The 18,875-nt window shown below is 66.8% G+C and carries 17 protein-coding genes and 1 pseudogene; 9 read left to right on the top strand and 9 right to left on the bottom strand.

The annotated features are described in order from the left end of the window. Positions 1 to 69 precede the first annotated feature (69 nt). The 6 genes from ABD993_RS28210 to ABD993_RS28185 all read left to right on the top strand — a co-directional run bounded on the left by ABD993_RS28210 (position 70) and on the right by ABD993_RS28185 (position 5,497). Positions 70 to 1,587, top strand: a complete 1,518-nt coding sequence (locus ABD993_RS28210) for a YHS domain-containing protein (protein ID WP_345425029.1) — start codon at positions 70 to 72, stop codon at positions 1,585 to 1,587. 53 nt (positions 1,588 to 1,640) lie between these two features. Then, positions 1,641 to 1,913, top strand: a complete 273-nt coding sequence (locus ABD993_RS28205) for a toluene-4-monooxygenase system B family protein (protein WP_345425027.1) — start codon at positions 1,641 to 1,643, stop codon at positions 1,911 to 1,913. A gap of 49 nt (positions 1,914 to 1,962) precedes the next feature. After that, positions 1,963 to 2,316 (top strand): Rieske 2Fe-2S domain-containing protein, encoded by a 354-nt coding sequence (locus tag ABD993_RS28200; protein WP_345425025.1) that lies wholly within the window; start codon positions 1,963 to 1,965, stop codon positions 2,314 to 2,316. 34 nt (positions 2,317 to 2,350) lie between these two features. Continuing rightward, positions 2,351 to 2,656, top strand: coding sequence for an MmoB/DmpM family protein (locus tag ABD993_RS28195; RefSeq protein ID WP_345425021.1), 306 nt, complete (start codon positions 2,351 to 2,353; stop codon positions 2,654 to 2,656). 31 nt (positions 2,657 to 2,687) lie between these two features. After that, positions 2,688 to 3,704, top strand: a complete 1,017-nt coding sequence (locus tag ABD993_RS28190) for an aromatic/alkene monooxygenase hydroxylase subunit beta (protein ID WP_345425018.1) — start codon at positions 2,688 to 2,690, stop codon at positions 3,702 to 3,704. Between the two features lie 143 nt (positions 3,705 to 3,847). After that, complete coding sequence (locus ABD993_RS28185) at positions 3,848 to 5,497, top strand: helix-turn-helix domain-containing protein (RefSeq protein ID WP_345425015.1); 1,650 nt, start codon at positions 3,848 to 3,850, stop codon at positions 5,495 to 5,497. Positions 5,498 to 5,520: 23 nt separating this feature from the next. Here the strand turns inward: ABD993_RS28185 and ABD993_RS28180 are convergent, their stop codons facing one another. The 5 genes from ABD993_RS28180 to ABD993_RS28160 are packed head-to-tail and all read right to left on the bottom strand — an operon-like array spanning position 5,521 to position 11,507. Further along, entirely contained in the window at positions 5,521 to 6,705 is a 1,185-nt protein-coding gene (locus ABD993_RS28180; RefSeq protein ID WP_345425012.1) for a vWA domain-containing protein, read from the bottom strand. Then, the gene (locus ABD993_RS28175) at positions 6,702 to 7,646 is read right to left on the bottom strand and encodes an AAA family ATPase (RefSeq protein WP_345425008.1); all 945 of its coding nucleotides are present in this window, start codon (positions 7,644 to 7,646) and stop codon (positions 6,702 to 6,704) included. The genes ABD993_RS28180 and ABD993_RS28175 overlap by 4 nt, the downstream gene beginning before the upstream one ends. After that, positions 7,643 to 10,042 (bottom strand): xanthine dehydrogenase family protein molybdopterin-binding subunit, encoded by a 2,400-nt coding sequence (locus ABD993_RS28170; RefSeq protein ID WP_345425005.1) that lies wholly within the window; start codon positions 10,040 to 10,042, stop codon positions 7,643 to 7,645. The genes ABD993_RS28175 and ABD993_RS28170 overlap by 4 nt, the downstream gene beginning before the upstream one ends. Before the next feature lie 2 nt (positions 10,043 to 10,044). Further along, positions 10,045 to 10,578, bottom strand: a complete 534-nt coding sequence (locus tag ABD993_RS28165; protein ID WP_345425002.1) for a (2Fe-2S)-binding protein — start codon at positions 10,576 to 10,578, stop codon at positions 10,045 to 10,047. A 2-nt stretch (positions 10,579 to 10,580) separates the two neighbouring features. Next, a complete protein-coding gene (locus ABD993_RS28160) occupies positions 10,581 to 11,507 on the bottom strand; it encodes an FAD binding domain-containing protein (protein WP_345424999.1) in 927 nt (308 codons plus the stop codon). A gap of 173 nt (positions 11,508 to 11,680) precedes the next feature. Between ABD993_RS28160 and ABD993_RS28155 the strand changes: the two genes are divergently transcribed. Together ABD993_RS28155 and ABD993_RS28150 are read left to right on the top strand one after the other, a co-directional pair. After that, positions 11,681 to 12,307 carry an AmiS/UreI family transporter gene (locus ABD993_RS28155; protein WP_345424996.1) on the top strand — a complete coding sequence of 209 codons (627 nt, stop codon included), beginning with the start codon at positions 11,681 to 11,683 and terminating at the stop codon, positions 12,305 to 12,307. Positions 12,308 to 12,431: 124 nt separating this feature from the next. Continuing rightward, positions 12,432 to 12,819 (top strand): annotated as a pseudogene (locus ABD993_RS28150) (transposase); the annotation flags it as partial. A gap of 236 nt (positions 12,820 to 13,055) precedes the next feature. Here ABD993_RS28150 and ABD993_RS28145 read toward each other — a convergent pair. Then, complete coding sequence (locus ABD993_RS28145) at positions 13,056 to 13,835, bottom strand: isocitrate lyase/PEP mutase family protein (RefSeq protein WP_345424993.1); 780 nt, start codon at positions 13,833 to 13,835, stop codon at positions 13,056 to 13,058. Between the two features lie 599 nt (positions 13,836 to 14,434). On the opposite strand from ABD993_RS28145, the gene ABD993_RS28140 reads away from it, so the two are divergent. After that, positions 14,435 to 15,898 carry an ammonium transporter family protein gene (locus ABD993_RS28140; RefSeq protein ID WP_345424990.1) on the top strand — a complete coding sequence of 488 codons (1,464 nt, stop codon included), beginning with the start codon at positions 14,435 to 14,437 and terminating at the stop codon, positions 15,896 to 15,898. Between the two features lie 493 nt (positions 15,899 to 16,391). Here the strand turns inward: ABD993_RS28140 and ABD993_RS28135 are convergent, their stop codons facing one another. The 3 genes from ABD993_RS28135 to ABD993_RS28125 are packed head-to-tail and all read right to left on the bottom strand — an operon-like array spanning position 16,392 to position 18,871. After that, positions 16,392 to 17,162: an IclR family transcriptional regulator gene (locus tag ABD993_RS28135; RefSeq protein WP_345424987.1), complete on the bottom strand. Its 771-nt coding sequence runs from the start codon at positions 17,160 to 17,162 to the stop codon at positions 16,392 to 16,394. A 48-nt stretch (positions 17,163 to 17,210) separates the two neighbouring features. Further along, complete coding sequence (locus ABD993_RS28130; protein ID WP_345424984.1) at positions 17,211 to 17,867, bottom strand: pyridoxamine 5'-phosphate oxidase family protein; 657 nt, start codon at positions 17,865 to 17,867, stop codon at positions 17,211 to 17,213. Further along, on the bottom strand, positions 17,864 to 18,871 hold the full coding sequence (locus ABD993_RS28125) for an LLM class flavin-dependent oxidoreductase (RefSeq protein WP_345424981.1): 1,008 nt from the start codon (positions 18,869 to 18,871) through the stop codon (positions 17,864 to 17,866). The genes ABD993_RS28130 and ABD993_RS28125 overlap by 4 nt, the downstream gene beginning before the upstream one ends. Positions 18,872 to 18,875 lie beyond the last annotated feature (4 nt).

Raw genomic sequence — 18,875 nt, 5'->3', positions numbered from 1 at the left:
CGATTTGATCGCGAAGCCGCCCTATGATCAGGGCGGCGGCCGAAGAATGCAGGAGAAAGGATCGACAGAATGGCACTGCTCGAGCGATCGGCGTGGTACGACATCGCGCGCGATACGAACTGGACACCGAAGTACGTAGACGCCGACGAACTCTTCCCTCCGGATCAGAGTGATCCGTACGGAATCCCGGTCAGCGAGTGGGAGAAGTTCGACGAGCCCTACAAGGTCTCCTACCGGGAGTATGTGAGCGTTCAGCGGGAGAAGGATGCCGGCGCCTACTCGGTCAAGGCGGCACTCGCGCGGTCGAGCTACTACGAGGATGCCGACCCGGCCTACCTGAGCATGCTGAAGCTGCACTACGGCGCGATCGCGCTGTCGGAGTATGCGGCATGCCAGTCCGACGCCCGTATGACCCGCTTCTCGAAGGCGCCCGGGATGCGCAACATGGCGACATTCGGGATGCTCGACGAACTCCGCCACGGACAGATCCAGCTGTACTTCCCGCACCAGCTCGTGTCTCTGGACCGCCAGTTCGACTGGGCGCACCAGGCGCATCACAGCAAGAACTGGGCGGCGATCGCTGGTCGGCACGCGTTGGACGACGTCATGATGACCCGTGATGCCGTCACGACGTCGATCATGCTGAACTTCGCCTTCGAGACGGGTCTGACGAACATCCAGATGATCGGCCTGTCGGCAGATGCGGCCAACATGGGTGACTACACCTTCTCCAACCTGATCACCAGCATCCAGTCCGACGAGGCCCGGCATGCCCAGATCGGGACGCCGGTGCTGGAGATCATGGTGAAGAACGGCCGCAAGGCCGAGGCCCAGCAGGCCGTCGACATCGCGTTCTGGCGCATCCACCGCATCTTCGCGATCCTCACCGGCATCCCGATGGACTACTGGATCCCCTTGGAGAAGCGGGACCGGTCGTTCAAGGAGTACATGACCGAGTTCGTGGGTGAGCAATTCGAGCGCCAGCTCCTCGACCTGGGGCTGGAGCGACCCTGGTATTGGGACATCTTCCTCGAGGACGTCGGAGTCCACCACCACTGCCAGGCCGCGGCCACGTGGGCGTGGCGCAACACCCTGTGGTGGAACCCGACCGGGAACGTCGGCCCTCGCGAGCGTGCGTGGCTCGAGGAGAAGTACCCCGGCTGGAACGACACGTTCGGCATGTACTGGGACGTGATGATCGAGAACATCCGGGCCGGACACCCGGAGAAGTCCGAGGCCATCGGTATGCCTGCCATGTGCAACATGTGCCAGATCCCGATCTCGAACAAGGGCGGGACGGTCTGGGAGGCCCGGGCGCACCAGCTCGAGCACGAGGGCCGGCTGTACAGCTTCTGCAGCACGGTGTGCAAGTGGATCTTCGAGCTGGAGCCCGACCGCTACAAGACGTTCAACACGATCGCGGACCGCATGTACAACGGCGAGATCTCGCCGAACACCCCGGAGAACATCCTGCAGTACATGGGGGCGGGAGTGATCAGCCAGGGCGGTCGCGATGCGCACGACCTCGCCTGGGTCAAGGCCTACGACGAAGTCGAGGCGCCCCGGACGCCCATTGCCGGTACCTGACCGGACCACCGAGCCGGAGGACGGTCCGGCTCTCCACCCGACGGAGGTTGGCGATGAGCCCCCTTGCAGTGATCGGGCGCCTGGAGAATGACGCCCACACACGCATCATCGATGTTGACACCGACTTCACCATGGACGAGGTCGTTGACGCGTGCCTGGCTCCGGCTGTCGGCTACCAGGCGCGCCACCCGAAGCCCGGCGCGAAGTTGAGGGTGCGCCTCACTACCGACAGCGACGACGCAGAGCCGTTCCCACGGTCCATGACGGTTGCCGACGCCAAGCTGAGGCACTTCCAGCAGATCGACATCTACGTGTCGGACGAGTGATGTCGGTGGCCCCCCAGACGTCGCCTCGGGGGCCACCGTGGAGGCGTACATGTCCGAAGAAGGTTCGCCGCAGTTCCACGAGGTATGTGCTGCGGACGAGATCTGGGCAGGTGAGATGAAGGAGTTCACGGTCGCGGGGACCCCAGTCGTCCTGCTGCGCATCGATGACGAGTCCGTTCGCGCCGTGCAGCACATCTGCCCCCACCAAGATCATCCGTTGCGAGAAGGCGACTTCGACGGTTGCACCCTCATCTGCGGTGCGCACCTGTGGGAGTTCGATGTGTCGACGGGTCGGAGCATCAATCCCGACGACGCGAAGTTGGCGATGTATCCGGTCGAGGAGCGCGACGGCAGCATCTATGTCGCCATCGACGGGATCAAGACCTTTCATTCGCACGCCTGACGGCATGCGGTATGAGCTCACCAGGAGGACGGAAGTGACCGAGACTCGCACCCATGTGACCGCGCACCGCGCGGGACCTCTCTTGCGCGGTGGTGACATCTCTATCGTGGCGGTCGACGCCATCCAGGAAGACAACCCAGGTAAGGACATCTACGTAGACGACCACCGCACCTACGTCCGGGTCGAGGCCGAGGGAGGTCTGGTGATCCGGCGCGCCACCATGGAACGGCTCCTCGGACGCCCGTTCTCGATGCAGGAGCTCGAGGTCAATCTCACCGGCTACTCCGGGCAGATCGATACGCATGACGAATACATGCGTTGGTACTTCATCCAGTCGTAGTCCGCATTCCGATCAGAAGGGAGTCACTGCCGTGGCTGTCGAGCACGAGGGTGATTTCAAGCCACTACGGACGTGGAGCCATCTGGCCAAGAACCGGCGACGCCCGACCGAGTACGAGATAGTCTCAACAAACTTGCTCTGGAGCACCGATGACGATGCGCCCTGGGCGATGGGGCCAGCCGTTCCGCTGAGCCAGTGGTACATCAAGTATCGCAACAACAGTCCGCTGCGCCACGAGGACTGGGACGGATTCCGCGACCCGGACCAACTCGTCTACCGGACGTACAACATGATCCAGGACGGGCAGGAGTCCCATGTGGATGCCCTCCTGCAGGATCACAGCGGCAACGAGCACGACGAGGGGCTGACCTCCGAATGGGTCGGCAAGCTGGCGACGTTCTACACGCCGGCCAAGTACCTGCTGCACACCGTCCAGATGTCGGCCGCCTACCTGGCCGCGTTGTCGCCATCGAGCACGATCGAGAACTGCTTCATCTTCGAGTCCGGGGACCAGCTCCGGTGGGTCTCACGGACCGCGTACCGCACGGCTGAGCTCGGCACGACTCATGCCGGGTTCGAGTTCGGCCGTCAGGAGCGTGCTGCATGGGAGGTGGATCCTGCCTGGCAGGGCTTCCGTGAACTGATGGAGAAGATCCTCGTGTCCTGGGACTGGGCAGAGCAGTTCGTCGCCCTCAACCTGGTCGCCAAGCCTGCCATCGACACCGCACTGCTTCGTACCCTGTCCTCGGTGGCGCAGGACAACGGGGACACACTCCTCGCCCTGCTCTGCCGCGCGCAGCTCATCGACAGCGAGCGCTCCGTTCGCTGGTCCGAGGCGCTGCTGCGTTACGCACTGGACTCGGCCGAGCACGGCGCCGACAACCGCGAGCTGGTCCGGTCGTGGTTCGCGAAGTGGGTACCGCTCGCCGACGCCGCGGCCACCGCGTACTGCGGCGCGTTGGCTCCCGAGCTGAACACCGATGAGCTGGTCGACGAGCTCGCCGCGCACCGCGAGTCACTCGTGGAAGCGGCGCCGGCGAGGACCTGACGCCCGACGCGGCAGGGTGCCGCCGCGACGCCCGTTCGGCCTCCACCGGCTACGGAGCGTCGCGGCGGCGCAAGTCGTTGTGCAACAATCGCGAATTCTCCGCCTACGGCACGGCCCCGACGATGCGGCACTGGGGAGGACCGATGACGCTCAACCTGCGCGATGTCCTACGACAACCCGACCTCGACCTGCAACTTGTAGTCGGCGGAGAAGCGGTGCTCGAGACGGAGGTGGTCGGTTCGGCGTTCCTGCCGTTCGGCGAGCAGCCGCGTAGCGACCGTCATCACGGCGTACTGCTACTCACCAGCGGAGGACCTGTCGCTTCGGACGACGCGGCCGACACGCGTCTCATCGCGGCAGCACGCGTCGCGGGAGCGGCCGGCATCGTGCGGTCGGTCTCGGACTCGGACCCGCTTCCCCCTGCGATGCGTGCTGCCGCGGAGGAACATCGGCTCGCGCTGCTGACCGCGGGCTCGAGCGCCTCTCTCCGTGAGATCAAGGACGCGATCACCGAACGCAACACCCGCGCGGACCTGCAGCTCTATCAACGCCTCCTGACGCTGCAGTCAAGTCTGATCGGTGCCGTCTCGGCGCCCGACCCGACCGGCTCACTCCTCCGTCGACTCGGGGCGGTCGTGCACAGCACCGTCATCCTGTACCACCCTGACGGTCGGGTGATCTCCGTGACCGGAGAAGGGCCGACCGAGGTCATCTGGCGCAACATCAACAAGGGAAACCACTCCCGGCAGCGGTTCTCCGTCGGGCAGTGGCACGTCGTGGCATCGATGATCAGCGGTCCAGACGAGAGCCTCCGTTGGATCGTCCTTGCGAAGCGGGGTTCCGCGCCTTCGAACGACGTCGTCTCGCCTCTCATCGCCACGGTCGAGCAACTCCTCGACGTCATCGCCCTGAGCCGCCGGGCGGCGGCGAACGAGGAAGCGCTGCAACGGGCAGACGTACTGACCCGCCTGATCTCGGGGAACGAGCAAGAGCGCTTCGGCTGGGACTACCTGCGACCCTTCGGTTTCGTCCCGCACGGTCCCTGCTTCGTCGCGTCGATAGCGCAGCCCCAGTGGTGTGAGAAGCGGCTGGATCCTGAGCTGCACGGACGGCAGCTGCGCGAGTCCGCCCAGATCGTCCGAGGACTGATGGCCAACGCGTCCGTCCCCAATCTCGTCGCCGGCACCGAGGATCTCATCGTCCTGCTCGTGCAGGCGTCCGATGCAGGGAGCGTCGAGGAGTGTCTCGGTGTCCTCGAGGCGCGCGGGTTCGTGGCATCGGCCGGTGTAGGCCGCAAGGTGGCGTCTGTCGACCAGATCGTCAACAGTTACCGCGATGCGCGGCTGGCCCTCGCACGAGCTGTCGCACGATCAGGCGGGGGTGCATCGGTCCAGCGGTTCGAGGACTTCACTGTCGCCGACATCGCCATCAGCACGGGGAACGAGGACCAGCTCCGTCGACGAGCCCGCGACCTGATCGCTGTTCTCGAGGAGAACGCGCCCATCCTGGAGACGCTCCTGGCGTACCTCGGGAACAGCTTGAGCATCAACGACACGGCCAATGAGCTGCACATCCACCCCAACTCGGTGCGCTACCGCATCAGTCGGGCCGAGGAGTTGATCGGCAGATCGTTGCGGGAGCTGACGACGATCGTCGACATCTACCTCGCCGTCCAGGTGCTGGCGCGGATGCGTGCGTCATCGGAGGTGGCCGTGAGATCGGCGACCCTGAACCGAGCCGATCTCTCCGTCGCCGTCGCTATCGGCCAACCTCGTTCGCGCAGCTCCGTGTAGACACCGGGCGTCCGTCCCCACGCCTAGAGAGGGCGTCGGTCCACCGGCCGGAAAGCAGATCGCCGGGAACCGACCTGCAACGACGAGAGGGCGGCCGCGAGACCGGACAGGTCGGAGCCGGAGACGAAGGCGTCGAGATGGGGCAGAGCCGCCTGCATCGCCCGAGCCCGTGGGGCGTAGCCGGGTTCGTCGGCAAAGGGGTTCATCCAGATGAGGCGGTGCGAGAGCCTGCGGAGTCTGGCGACGGTGCTGCCGATCAGCTCGGGGTCTCCGGTGTCCAGCCCATCCGACACGACAACGCAGACTGTGCCTCGCAGCCGTGCCGCGTGACGTGGGTCGGCCAGCAACTGGGCCAAGGACTCGCCGATCCGAGTGCCTCCGTTCCAGTCCGTGACGGCCGTGGTCGCCTGCGCAAGGGCTTCCTGGGAAGATCGGCGGAGCAACGACGGTGTCACGTGGGTGGCGTGGGTGCCGAAGCAGAAGACCTCACACCCCACCTGCCGATCGGCCATCGAGTGCGCGAACACCGCCATACGCTCGGAGTGCTGCGCCATCGACCGCGACACGTCGATCAGCAGCGCGAGGGGGCGGGGCCGGCGGCGGCGTCGTGCACGGGACAGCGGAACCGGTTCGCCCGCGGTCCGGAGCGCTGATCGGATGGTTCGCGCCAGGTCGACGGTGCCTGTCGACGCCGGCCGGAGGCGGGGAGTGGTCCGGGACGGAAGCGGCAGCACGAGCCGTCGGTAGAGGCGTTGCAGGTCGGCCTGAGCCTCCGGCGACAAACCCGCCGCACTCTTGCCGCCCAACGCCTCGACCGGACTGGCGCTCCCGCCGACGAGCCTCGTCGCATCCCCCGGCGGGTCGAGCCCCGCCCCGTCGACGGCGACGAGCGATGTCTCCTGCGCCGGCATCGCCACGGCGACCGAGGCGAGGGCGCGTCCCCTGGCCCGCCAGTAGCGGCGAAAGACGCGATCGTAGGTCGGTCCGTCCTCGCGCTCGGACGTCAGGATCGTCCGGCCGGCCCAGTAGCAGTTCTCGGGTCCGAGTTCGGCGACGGCCTCGCAGAAGGTCCGGACCCGCTCCGCATCGTTCGACAGGCCTTCCGCCCTCAACAGCCCGCAGAATCCGAGGAGTTCATCGAGGAGGGCGGGCCCGGAGGAGCCGGCCTCGGCCGAGCTGCCGGCGGTGCTGTCGTCGACGTCACTCACGACGCCGGTTCCACGACGATGTCGTCGAGGACCGCGCCCACGGCACTGGTGTCCTCCCGGGTCTTCACCACCCAGCCGAGGGTGGCCCGTGCAGCCTCGACGGTGACGGCGTGGGCACCGATCATCGCGAGCGCGCGGGCCCAGTCCAGCGTCTCCGCGATTCCCGGAACCTTCAGCAGATCCAGCTTGCGGATCCGGGCCACTGCGGTCGCGACGGAGTCGGCCAACCGCGGCTCGATCCCCGGCAGCCGCGCCCGCACGATCCGGATCTCGAGCTGGGCGTCGGGCGGGTCGATCCACACGTAGGCGCACCGGCGGCGAAGTGCGTCATGCAGTTCCCTGGTGCGGTTCGAGGTCAGGACGACGACCGGCGGCACTGCCGCTCGGATGGTCTCGTTCATCTCCGGAACGCTTATCGTGAAGTCCGAGAGCAACTCGAGCATCAACGCCTCGAACTGATCGTCGGCTCGGTCGATCTCGTCCACCAGCAGTACGGCCCGTTCTCCTGCGCGAAGCGCCCGCAGCAGCGGCCGCTCGGTGATGAACTCAGGGCCGTACAGATCGTCCACCTCGGTACGGTTGCCCGGCCCGGACTCGTGCGCGAGCCTGGCCGCGAGCAATTGGCGGGGATAGTCCCAGTCGTACAGCGCCTGCCGCGCGTCGATGCCCTCGTAGCACTGGAGCCTGATGAGGTCGGCATCGAGGACCGCGCGCAGCGCCTTCGCGGCCTCGGTCTTCCCGACGCCTGCCTCGCCCTCGAGGAGGAGGGGCCGCCGGGACCGCAGAGCCAGGAACAGGGCCGTTGCCAGCCCGCGGTCGGCGAAGTACCCCACTCCCTCCAGCGCCGACGTCAGCTCCTCGATGGACACCGGCGTGGTTGGGCGACGGGCGGCCCGGTCCTCTCCCGGACGCTCGGGCCGCCCGTCGGCCCGGTCCTTCACGTGGCCGGCCCCGCGGCGCGCGCTCGCTCGATGAGTTCGAGGACATCGCACGGCCGCAGAGGGGCCTTCTCGATCACGATCGTGCCGAACGGGCTCAGTGCGTCCGCGACGGCGTTGAGCACCGGCACTCCGCCCAGCGCGCCCGCTTCGCCCATGCCCTTGATACCGCCCTCCGTCACGGGCGAGGCTGTTTCGATGTGGGAGATCTCCATCGGAGGCACCTCCGTGGCCGACGGGTACAGGTACTCCATGAGGCTGCCCGAGACGAACTGACCGCCACCGTCGTACACGAGGTCCTCGAACATGGCGCCACCGATGCCCTGCGCGACGCCGCCGGCGATCTGACCGTCGACGATCATCGGATTGATGATCACGCCGCAGTCCTCGCAGATGACCATCTTCTCGATGGTGACCTCTCCGGTCTGCGGATCGACCTCCACGATCGCCGCGAAGGTGCCGTTGGAGTAGGCGGGATCGGGGTCGTAGGACCGGGTCGCCGTCAGGGCGGGCTCGTGGCCGTCCGGGCGGCTGTCGCCCCCGTAGTAGGCGAACGCCGCCACCTCGGCGACCGTCATCGACCGGGACGGCATGCCCGCCACCGACGCGACGCCCTGCGAGATCTCGATGTCCTCCGGCGCGACCTCCATGGCGCGCCCGGCCATCCGCTGCAGGTTGGCCTTGACGTCACGACCGGCTCGCATGATCGCACCGCCGCCGATGACGGCGCTCCGGCTTCCCCAGGTTCCCATGCCGTAGACCGCTCGAGCGGTGTCGTTCTCGATGACGCGCACCGACTCCAGGGTCACGCCGATGGTGTCGGCAGCCACCTGCGCGAGAGTCGTCTCGTGTGCCTGACCGTGGCAATGCATTCCCGTCGTGACCGTGACCGAGCCGTCCGGCTCCATGGTGACGCTCGCGGCGTCGAAGTACGCCGCGTTCTTGAAGCCCTGCTGCACCGCGATGTCGGAGCCCCACGCCGTCGGCTCCACATAGGCGCAGAGGCCGAGCCCGATGTAACGGCCCTGTTCACGCAGCTCGGCCTGGCGCTTGCGGAACGCGTCGTAGTCGAGCATCTCCCGCACCTTCCGCAGCGAGCCCTGATAGCTCCCCCCGTCGAAGGTCTGACCGGTCACGGTGGTGAAGGGCCGGTCCGGGATGCAGTTGCGCAGACGGAACTCCACGGGGTCGATGTCGAGCTCCCGTGCGATCTCGTCGACGAAGGTCTCGCGCGCCGACGAGACCACCGTCCATCCCACTCCGCGGTAGGCGCCGGTGGGGCACCTGTTGGTGACAGGAGTGTCAACCGTGTACCCGACGGCCTTGAGGTCGTAGATCATCGGCATGTGCTGTGCTGCGACGACGGTGTCGACCAGCGACGTCCACGGGTGGGAAGGCCACGCGCCACCGATCCCGATGAACCGCCCGCGCAGCGCGAGGAGCGTTCCCGCCTCGTCGACGGCTGCTTCGAGATAGCACACCGTCTCCTTCGCGTGCGACGACGCCGCGAGGTTCTCGTAGCGATCCTCGATCCACTTCACCGGTCGGCCGCTGAGCTTCGACACCGCAGGCACGATCGCCTCTTCATCGAAGACGTGGCACTTCATCCCGAACCCGCCGCCGACGTTGTCGGCGATGACACGGATGGTCGACTCAGGAATCCCCAGGGGTCCGGCGATGAGTGATCGCATGAAATGCGGCACCTGCGTGGAGCTCCACACCGTGAGCTCGCCCGTCGATGGATCGAAGTCGGCCATCACGCCGCGCGGTTCCAGTGGTGCGGCCATATAGCGGCCCTGGTGGAACCGCTTCGAGAACGTGTGGGCCGCCTTCGCGAACAGCTCGTCGACATCGCCCATCTGGTACTCGATGTGAGCGAAGTTGTTGTCCGGAAAGGCGTCGTGCATCGGCTCCTGGGGATCGGTGAGCAACAGCTCGGCGTCCATGAGCGGCTCGAGGATCTCCCATTCGACGTCGAGCGCGTCCACACCGTCCTCGGCGGTGTAGCGGGACGTCCCCAGTACGACGGCGATCGGCTGCCCCACCCAGTACGCCCGAGTGGAGTTCAGGATCGGCCGCGTGATCGTCTTGACCTCGGGCATCGGCAGCGTCGTGGTGAAGTCACCCAGAACGCCGGAAACTTCCGCCTGTGTGTAGACAGCCTCGACACCGTCTATCCCGAGCGCGCGAGAAGCATCGATCGAGACGATCCGTGCATGCGCGTGCGGACTCCGCAGGAACGCAGCGTGCAACAGCCCCACCGGTTCGGCGACGTCGTCGGTGTACCGAGCGCGACCCGTCAGGAAGCGCGGGTCCTCCGACCTCAACACCTTTCGGCCGATGTAGGGAGCAGGTGACTCTGCTGTCGCAACTGGCGCCATCGGCTCGACCGCTACCATCGTCAGACCCCTTCGCCTTCAGTGCCGACCGTGGATGTACGGGCAGATCTCGTGCAGCGCGCCGCATCCCGGACGGATGCGACGATTCCGACATATCCGGTGCACCGGCAGACGTTGCCCGACAGGTACTCGCGAATCTCCTGTTCGCTCGGGTCGGGGTTCTCGGCCAGGAGCGCCTTCGCGGTCAGGACCATCCCCGGGGTGCAGAACCCGCATTGCAGACCATGTTCTCGTTGGAACGACTCCTGGATCGGGTGCAGGTCGGCGCTGTGCCCCGCTATGCTCTCAATGGTCTCGATCGATGAACCATCGACCTGTACGGCGAGTGTGATGCAGGACCTGATGGGGCGGCCGTCCTCCAGAACGGTGCACGACCCGCACACGCCCTGCTCGCATGCGATCTTCAGGCCGGTGAGACCGGCCTCGTGCCGGACGACGTCAGCCAGGAGGGTTCGGGGGTCGACCTGCAGGCGGATCCTCCGCCCGTTCAGCTCGAACTCGACCGGATGCGCTTCGGTCTTCTCGTCGGTCGTCATCGTCACGCCACCTCCGTCAGTACGCCGCATGTGTCCGTGATCGCTCTCTCCACAAGGACCGCCGTTACCTGCCTGCGGTAGGCGGCGGTCGCGTGGAAGTCGTCGCTCGGGTCGATGCCCGCCGCCGCGGCCCGGGCGACCTCCCGGATATGGTCGGCGGTGGGGCCACCCTCGAGGGCGAGCTGCTCCGCGGCCTCACAGCGGACGGGCACATGAGCCACTCCACCCAGCGCGATGCGGACGCTGGAGAACCTGCCGTCGTCCACCGTGGTCGACACGGCCGCGCTGACCAGCGCGAAGTCGCCGTGCCGGCGAGAGATCTCGACGAAGGAGACCTGAGCCCGCGGCTCGACCGGTGCGTGCACCTCGACCAGGATCTCCGTCGATCTCAGGCTGGTCGTGAAGGCCGTCTCGAACAGTTCCGTCGCCCGGACGGTCCTCCGTCCCGATCGGTCCTGAGCGACGACCGACCCGTCGAGGGCGAGCAGAGCGACAGGCAGCTCGGCAGCGGGATCGGCGTGAGCGATGGAGCCCCCCACGGTGCCGCGGTTGCGGATGGCCACGTGCCCGACGTGCCGCAGAGCCTGGATGAAGAGCGGAGCCCCGCTCGCTACTTCGGGGGCAATGAGTGCGTCGGCTTGACGAGTACCTGCGCCGACGACGAGAGCGTCCGTCGTCCGCGAGATGGCGCGAAGCTCCTTGATCCCCCCGATGTCGATGACGAGCTCCGGACGAGCCAGGCGGAAGTTCATCATCGGAATAAGGCTCTGCCCGCCGGCCAGAATGACGGACTCAATGTCCTCGTCGGCCCTGAGGTCGAGTGCCTCGTCGAGGGTTGTCGGTCGGACGTACCTGAATCTTGGGGGCTTCACGACGTCGCTGCTCCAGTCCGGTCGCAGAAGTGGTGGGCGAGCAGTGTTGCACGTCACTCCAAGGCGGCCCCACTGTAATTTCTCAAATCTACGACCGCGGGGATTGTGAGACGTACTACATGTTGATCTGCTCGTAGCTACTACAGTCCTGACCTCGCACTAGAACTCGATCCGAGCAATCTTGAGGTCGAGCACGTGCGTCCAATGAGAATGCCGGAAGGAGCCCCTCAGTGTCTGCAATAGGCCTGTTCTACGTAGGTGCCGTGCTCTTCGTGAACGGCTTCTTGCTCATGGGTCGCCTCGAAGCCAAGGGCGTGGCGCCGATCAACCTCTTCGTCGGGCTGCTTCAAGTCGTGACGCCTACATACCTCATCTTCACGGCCGATGGGGATGCGTCCACACTGCTAAACGCGTCGGGCCTGTACCTCTTCGGTTTCACCTACCTGTACGTCGCATTCTTGCTGTTCTTCGGCCTCGACGGCGGTGGCTTCGGCTACTACAGCCTCTTCGTCGCGATCGCGTCAGTGGGGTATGCGGCGGTGAACTTCGTGAAATTCCTCGATCCCGTCTTCGGGATCATCTGGCTCTACTGGGCCCTGCTGTGGACGCTCTTCTTCCTCGTCTTCGGTCTCGGTAAGCAGGAACTCTCTCGCTACACGGGGATCGTCGCCATCCTGCAGGGGTGGGTGACGTGCGCCATTCCCGCCGCACTGCTCCTGCTTGGCTTCTGGGGTGAGGGGGTGGCGATCCTCACGGTCGTCTACCTGGTGTTCGCCGTTGTCGTGTTCGGCGGCCTGTACACCCGCGAGCGTCGTCACTTCGGGCTGCCTCGCCCTGTGGAAGTGGAAGCTTCCTGATCCATACGTGCGAGGCGCCTGCTGACGTCTGCTTGTTGCGGCGATCAGACCGCGTGAGCAGGGCGTGACTTCGGAGGATCTCGATGGTTGCCTCGCTGCCGGTGTCCAGCCTGATCGCCGTGCCGCTCGCGACCACGACATCGACGCGGCGAACCCGCTGGTCATCGACGTGGACGCCACCTTGGTCACCGCTCACTCCGAGAAGCAGGGAGCGGCTCCGAGGTTCAAGAAGGGGTTCGGGCAGCACCCGTTGTGGGCGTTCGTCGACCACGGCGTCGCCGGGACCGGTGAGCCCCTCGCCGCGCTGGTGCGCCCTGGGGAACGCCGGTTCGGACACCGCCGCCGACCACATCACCGTGATCCGGGCGGCGCTGCGCCGGTTGCGCGGCCTCCGGCCCGGGCGCCGAGCCGGATTGAAAGTCCTGATCCGCGTCGACGGCGCCGGAGCCTCCGACGAACTCCTCGGCCGGCTGGTGTCTCAGCGTTTGTCCTATTCGGTCGGGTTCGGACTCACCCACCGCGGTCTTCCAGCCGCTGCGCCCTATGACACACAAAGCCCTTCGGCACCTGGTCCTGGCTCGACGGGAGAGGCACGGCCAAGATCGAGTTCCTCGATGGGTTGGAGTGATGAAGTGGGCCTCTTGTCGGTGGGGTGCTCCCCTGCGCAGCAGGCTGGTCCGGGCCCTCTACCTACCGCCCGCCCGCGTCTCGCTCGAGATGCTCGTGCGCCGCGGGGGTTGAGGCCGCGTCAGTTGAGCTTCCGGGTGCCGGCGGGCAGCCCGCCGCCGGCGTAGACGTCCTCGGCGAGCGCGGCCAGCGCGGTCAGGGCGACGTTCTGGCTCCACGGGCCCTGGGAGACCCGGGCGACGCCGAGCTTCTGCGCGGTCTCGAGCGGGATGGACCCCGGCACGCCGAGGAGGTTGATCTTGCGCTCGCCGAGCGCCTCGACGAGGCGGCCGACCGTGGTCTCGTCGAGCTTGCCCGGCACGAAGAAGGTGGTCGCGCCGGCCTCGAGGTACGCGCGGCCGCGCTCGACCGCGTCGGCCAGGACCTCCTCGGGGTCCCGGTCGCCGGCCCGGAGGAACGCGTCCGTGCGGGCGTTGAGCACGAACGGCACGCCCGCCTTCTCCCCGGCGGCGAGCGCGGCCTCGACCGCCCGGACCGACTCGGACAGCGGCTTCATCTGGTCCTCGAGGTTCGCGCCGACGATCCCGACGTCGATGGCGCGGGCGACGGTGCCGCCCGGGTCGCCGTAGCCGGCCTCGAGGTCCGCGGTCACCGGTAGGTCACCCGCGACCCGGGCGATCAGCCCGACCTCGGCGATCATCTCGTCCCGCGGGATGTTCTCGCCGTCCTCGTAACCGCGGGAGGCCGCGATGCTATAGCTAGCGGTGGCCAGGGCCTTCGTGCCGGGCGTCTGCGCGACGACCCGCGCGGTGATCGCGTCCCAGACGTTGACGACGAGCAGCAGCTCGGGCGCCTCGTGCAGGCGACGCAGCTGCGTGGCCTTCTCGACGATGCTGGTCATCAGCGGACCGTAACACCGGCATCGTCTCAATCTGGGCTCGCCGCAGGTAAGGCTGAGCCGATGCTGTCGGTGGGGTAGCTGGTAGGTGCCCGGATCTCCTCCGGCCACGGTGGCATCCCCCAGATCATCGACGACAGGGTGCAACACGTCGTGCCGTAACCAGTGGCCGGCAAGCCCTCGCGGTGACCAGGAAGGTATCGGGGGTGACACGGTCCGCTTGACCTCGGCGTCCAAGGTCTCGATAGGCCCTCCGCTGGCGCGTGGCACTGCTGCCGACCGAACCGGGGACCCGCCTAAACGGACAAAAGTCACTGTACCATGGCAGAATTGACAGCTGTGCGAGTACACAGTATCTTTGCCCGACACTGCTCAACCTGCTAGGCCAGCAATCGAGTCGGCGGCCGCCGACGGTACGACCAGGTCCGACTAGGCGGTGGTGAGGCTCGAGTCCGGCGCGGAGGACCCCGCGGCGGACTCCTGTCGCGGCCGGACTCGTCATTCCCCGGACTCGTCACTCCAACGAACAATTGGGGTGTGAGGCCGTTACAGAAGTAGGCCTTGAGGTAGCGGCAGGAAACCTATCCCGGAAGGGGCGTGCAGTGCTCTCTGCGCAGACATTCGAAGATCAAGTGAGCCTTCTGACTTTCTTTTCGTCGACGTTCTTCCTGGTATGCTCGGTTGCTCTGGTGGGCGCGGTCATCGCCTTCGGTCTCATCGACAGCGCAGTCGTAAGGCCAAAAAATGTGCTCGATACGTGGGTGCAGAAACTACTTGCGGCTATCGTTGCCGGTGCCGCCTTCCTCTTTGTAGGATATGCGATCTGGATCTGGCAGTACTATCAGGCGGGTGTCGTGGGGGGAGGTGACCCGAACCCGCTTAGTCGGGCAATCTCGGATTGGTGGCTCGGTGGGTACAACCTCACTCACCTCTCGCAGAACATTGATCCGAAGCTGCAGTTCGAGGCCGATGTATTCCAGGTCTTCTTCATCTTCTTTGCCACCTTTATGATGGCGGCCGGTGCGCTGCTGCATGGTGTGGGACTGGAGAGAATGAAGCCAGCCGCAACGTACGTCTTCTCCGCGGCTGCTGGTGGGGTCCTTATTCCGGTGATCTTGTACTTGACCTGGGGATCAACGAGTCCGTTGACGAACCGGGGCGTGCACGATTATGTGGGACTCTTTGGGCTCTACATCTACGTCGGCTTCACTGCGCTCGTTCTTGCGTGGCGCCTGGGGCCACGGCTCGGAACGGCATCCCGGCCAGACTTGCGGACGAGTGGTCCGAGACCCTCGGATCTGAGCAAGGCCACAATCGGCGTACTCGTCCTCATGTGCTGCATTCCGTGGATTGCACTCGGCTGTGGCTTCATCATCCCTGGGGTCGGATACGTCGGCATCTCGATGACGACGAGTGGATTCGGGATCGCGGCAATCAATGTCTTCGCGGCGATGTTCGGCGGCGGCTTGGGTGGGCTTCTGCTGGGTTATCGCCTCAAGAACTCGTTCTGGGCGATGCTTGGTCCGATTGCTGGATACATTGCCGGCACCGCCATGTTCGATATCACCCAGCCGTGGATCATGCTGCTCGTCGCCATTCCGGGGCCGTTCCTTGCCTATGGGGTGTATCGCCTGATCACCAGGATTGGCCTGGACGAGACCAAGGTGATCCCCCTTCTGGTTGGACCGGGCGTCTATGGGGCCCTGATGCCTGGAATCGTTCATTGGGGGACGAAGACGGGTGGGTTCGTCGGTATCACGGATGGGGAGTACGCGTTCCAGAACGCGGAGATCAATCTCTGGTGGCAGCTGGTCGGGCTGGGCGTCACTGTTGGAATCGCCGTCGTCTCGGCGCTGGTCCTTTGTTTCCTGCTCGAAAAGACGATCGGACTTCGGGTAAGCGAGAAGACCGAACTCGACGGTATGGATCCGACCTACTGGAGCGTGCCATCGCTCAGGGATGCCGACGGTGTTGAGAGGGATATGCCCGTCGAACCGGCAACGTTGCCTGTGTCGGCAACGGTTGAAAGGGGTGTCGCATCTGACCCGGCTGGAGTTTCGGACTGACAGTGAGTGAGCCGGCGCCCGGCCACGGCCGGGCGCCGGCCATTCGTCGACTCGTGTCGTCACCGTACGTGCCCGCAGCGGACATGCAGGCCATCGCCATCCTGGGTTGAGATTCATAGAACACTGTGGATGTTCTCGGGCGGCCGACCCTTCACAACCTGCCTGGCGGCCCCGACAGCTCCGCGTTCGTCGATCTTCGTGCCGGCCGTGTCGAGGACCGCGACGTCACGACGATCTGTCAGCACGCGCTCGCACCGGCTGTGGAGATCGGGGAGTGGCACCGGCTTTCGGGGCGGATGATCGGGGCGTCTCGGACTGCCCGGGCAGGATCTGTGGGCCGACCCGGTCTGGGTGGTCCCGTCACCCGAGTCGCCCGCGAACCGGATCCCCACCCGGTCCGTCGCGACCACCGACCTGCGGTGGCGCTCTGCTGCGCGTACACGATCTTCCCTTCGCTGTGGCGGCCGGACACCACCACCGGGGCCGACCGTCGCTATGGAGCGATGCGCGCGAGATGCGCACGCGTCATGGACATCTGTTGGATCAGGATCGTCAGCTGCTCGCCCGTGGCGACGAGCGGTGCCACCCAGCCGTCCGGCGCGAAGCGGACGGACGGGCTGGACACGCTGAGCGCGGCGACCGGGGCCCCGGAGAGCCCGAACACCGGCACCGCGATGGACGAGACCTCGACTGCCCATTCGTCCTGTTGGGTCTCGTAGCCCGCGTCCCGGATCTCCTGCATGCGGGCCAGGACCTGGCGCGTGGTCACAGCCCCGATGCCGGTCGCGGTCAGCCGGCGGCGGCGCTCGTCCTCGGGCAGGAAGGCCAGGATGGCCCGCCCGGAGGCCGAGCTGTGCAACGGCATGCGCGAGCCGACGCGGATGGACGCCCGGAGCACCTGGTCGCTCTCGAAGCGCTGCACCAGGAGCACGTCGTCCTGGTGCAGCACACCGAGGGTGACCGCCTCTCGGGTCTGCTCGGCCAGGGCCTCCATCGGCGGGGCGAGCCGAGCCCCCAGTCCGTACTGCTGCAGGGCCGCGGTCCCGACCTCGAACAGGGCGAGACCGAGCCGGTAGGTGGCGTCAGCCGTCTGCTCGACGAAGCCCGCGTCCGCGAGTGTGCTCAGCAACAGGTGCACCGAGCTCTTGTTCATGCCGAGGCGCGCGGACAGGTCGTTGAGCCGGATCGGCCCGTTGACCGCAGCGAGTTCGAGGAGCAGCCGAGACGCGTTGGCCACGGACTGGATGCGCTTGTCACTCGGCACGATACGTACTGTATTCGAGCCGACGACGCCGAGCGGCCGTGTCCTGGGTCAGCCGCGGAAGCGGGCCAGTGTGTTGGCCACCGATGCCGGAGCCGCGGCCCCGACGCCCTCCTGCACGATCGGTTCCCCGATCGAGGAGACGAACGGGACGTGCCCGGTCCACAGTCCGTCGACCACGTCGCCGTCCGGGCCGCCCTCCCGCACCTTCACACTCGCCTTGTCCAGTGGCAGACGCAGCACGTAGGTCGCAGCGAGCTCGCGCGTGGTGGGCGGCCGCACCTCCTCCCACCGACCCGGCATCAGCCTGTCCGAGATCGCTTTGATGCACGCCTCCTTCTCCTCGTCCGCGACCGGGTCGGCGGTGCCGAACACCATGGCGCAGCGGTAGTTCAGCGTCGAGTCGAACAACGACTCGGCGAAGACCAGGCCGTCCAGCACGGTGATCGTCGCCGTCAGGTCGACCCCGGTCTTGGCGTTGCGGTTCAGGCCGGCGCCCGTGGAGCCGTGCATGAGGATGGCGTCGTCCACCCGGGCGTAACCCATGGGGATCACCATCGTGCGGCCGTCCGGCGTGGCGAACCCGACATGAGCGACCAGGGCCGCGTCGAGCACGTCGTAGAGATCCTGCCGGCTCTCCCGCTGCAGCCAGCGGTAGCGGTGGACGCGCGTGTCGGGCGTCTGCGGGAGTTGCTCGGTGCTGCTCATCGGTTTCCTCTTCTCCGGGGTCGTTCCCCGCTCACGATCTCTGCGAAGGCGCTCAGGGTGTCTGCTCGGTCGGCGCCGGGTGCGACGTAGGGGACGATGGCGACCTGGTCGACGCCGAGATGGTCGAGCTCGGTGAGGCGGGCCGCACACTCGTCGGGAGTCCCGGCGAGGGCGAACAGGTCGACCAGCGAGTCCGGGACCAGCGCGGAGTGCGCGGCCCCGACCTCCATGTGCTCGTAGTAGTCGTAGGCCGCGCGGATGCGCTCGATGGCGGCGGCCTCCGCGGGCCCGACGGCGACCGGCAAGGGTCGCATGGCGACCCGGGCGACGTGCGCCCGCACCAGGTCGCGGGCGGCGACCGGGTCCGGGTCGATGGCGGTGGGTGTCCACAGGACGATGTGCAGATCGTCCAGGGTGCGCCCCGCTTCGGCCGCGCCCTTCTCGATCATCCGCAGACCCGCCTCGACGAACGCGGACGAGGTGCCCGCCAGCAGGATCACCCCGTCCGCGACCCGGCCCGCCAGCTGCAGGATCTTCGGACCCGTGGCGGCGATGTAGACCGGGACCGGGCTCGGCTCGTCGAGATAGGCCAGGCGGTAGCCGGTGCCGGTCGCACCCTCGGTGACCTCCCTCCCGGCCCACAGGGAGCGGAGATCGGTGATGGTGGACTCCAGCTCCTGCAGCCGCGCGGGCTTCAGCCCCATGGTGAACAGCGCGGAGTCGCCGACCCCGACGCCCATGGCCACGCGGCCCGCCGTCGCCTCGTGGAGCGACGCCCAGGTGGAGGCCTGCACCGACGGATGGCGGGTGACCGGGTTCGTCACACCGGTGCCCAGGATGATCCGGGACGTCCCGACGGACGCCGCTCCCAGGGTGACGGTGGCGTCCCGCCAGATGTTCTGCGAGTCGCCGACCCACGCGTTGGCGTAGCCGAGCTGCTCGGCCTGCAGCACGAGCTCCCGCATCCGGGGTACCGGTTCGGTCGGGAACAGTCCGACTCCCATCGAC

The sequence above is a fragment of the Pseudonocardia xishanensis genome, assembly GCF_039541715.1.
Taxonomy (GTDB): domain Bacteria; phylum Actinomycetota; class Actinomycetes; order Mycobacteriales; family Pseudonocardiaceae; genus Pseudonocardia; species Pseudonocardia xishanensis.
This window is presented reverse-complemented; position numbering and strand designations above follow the sequence as displayed.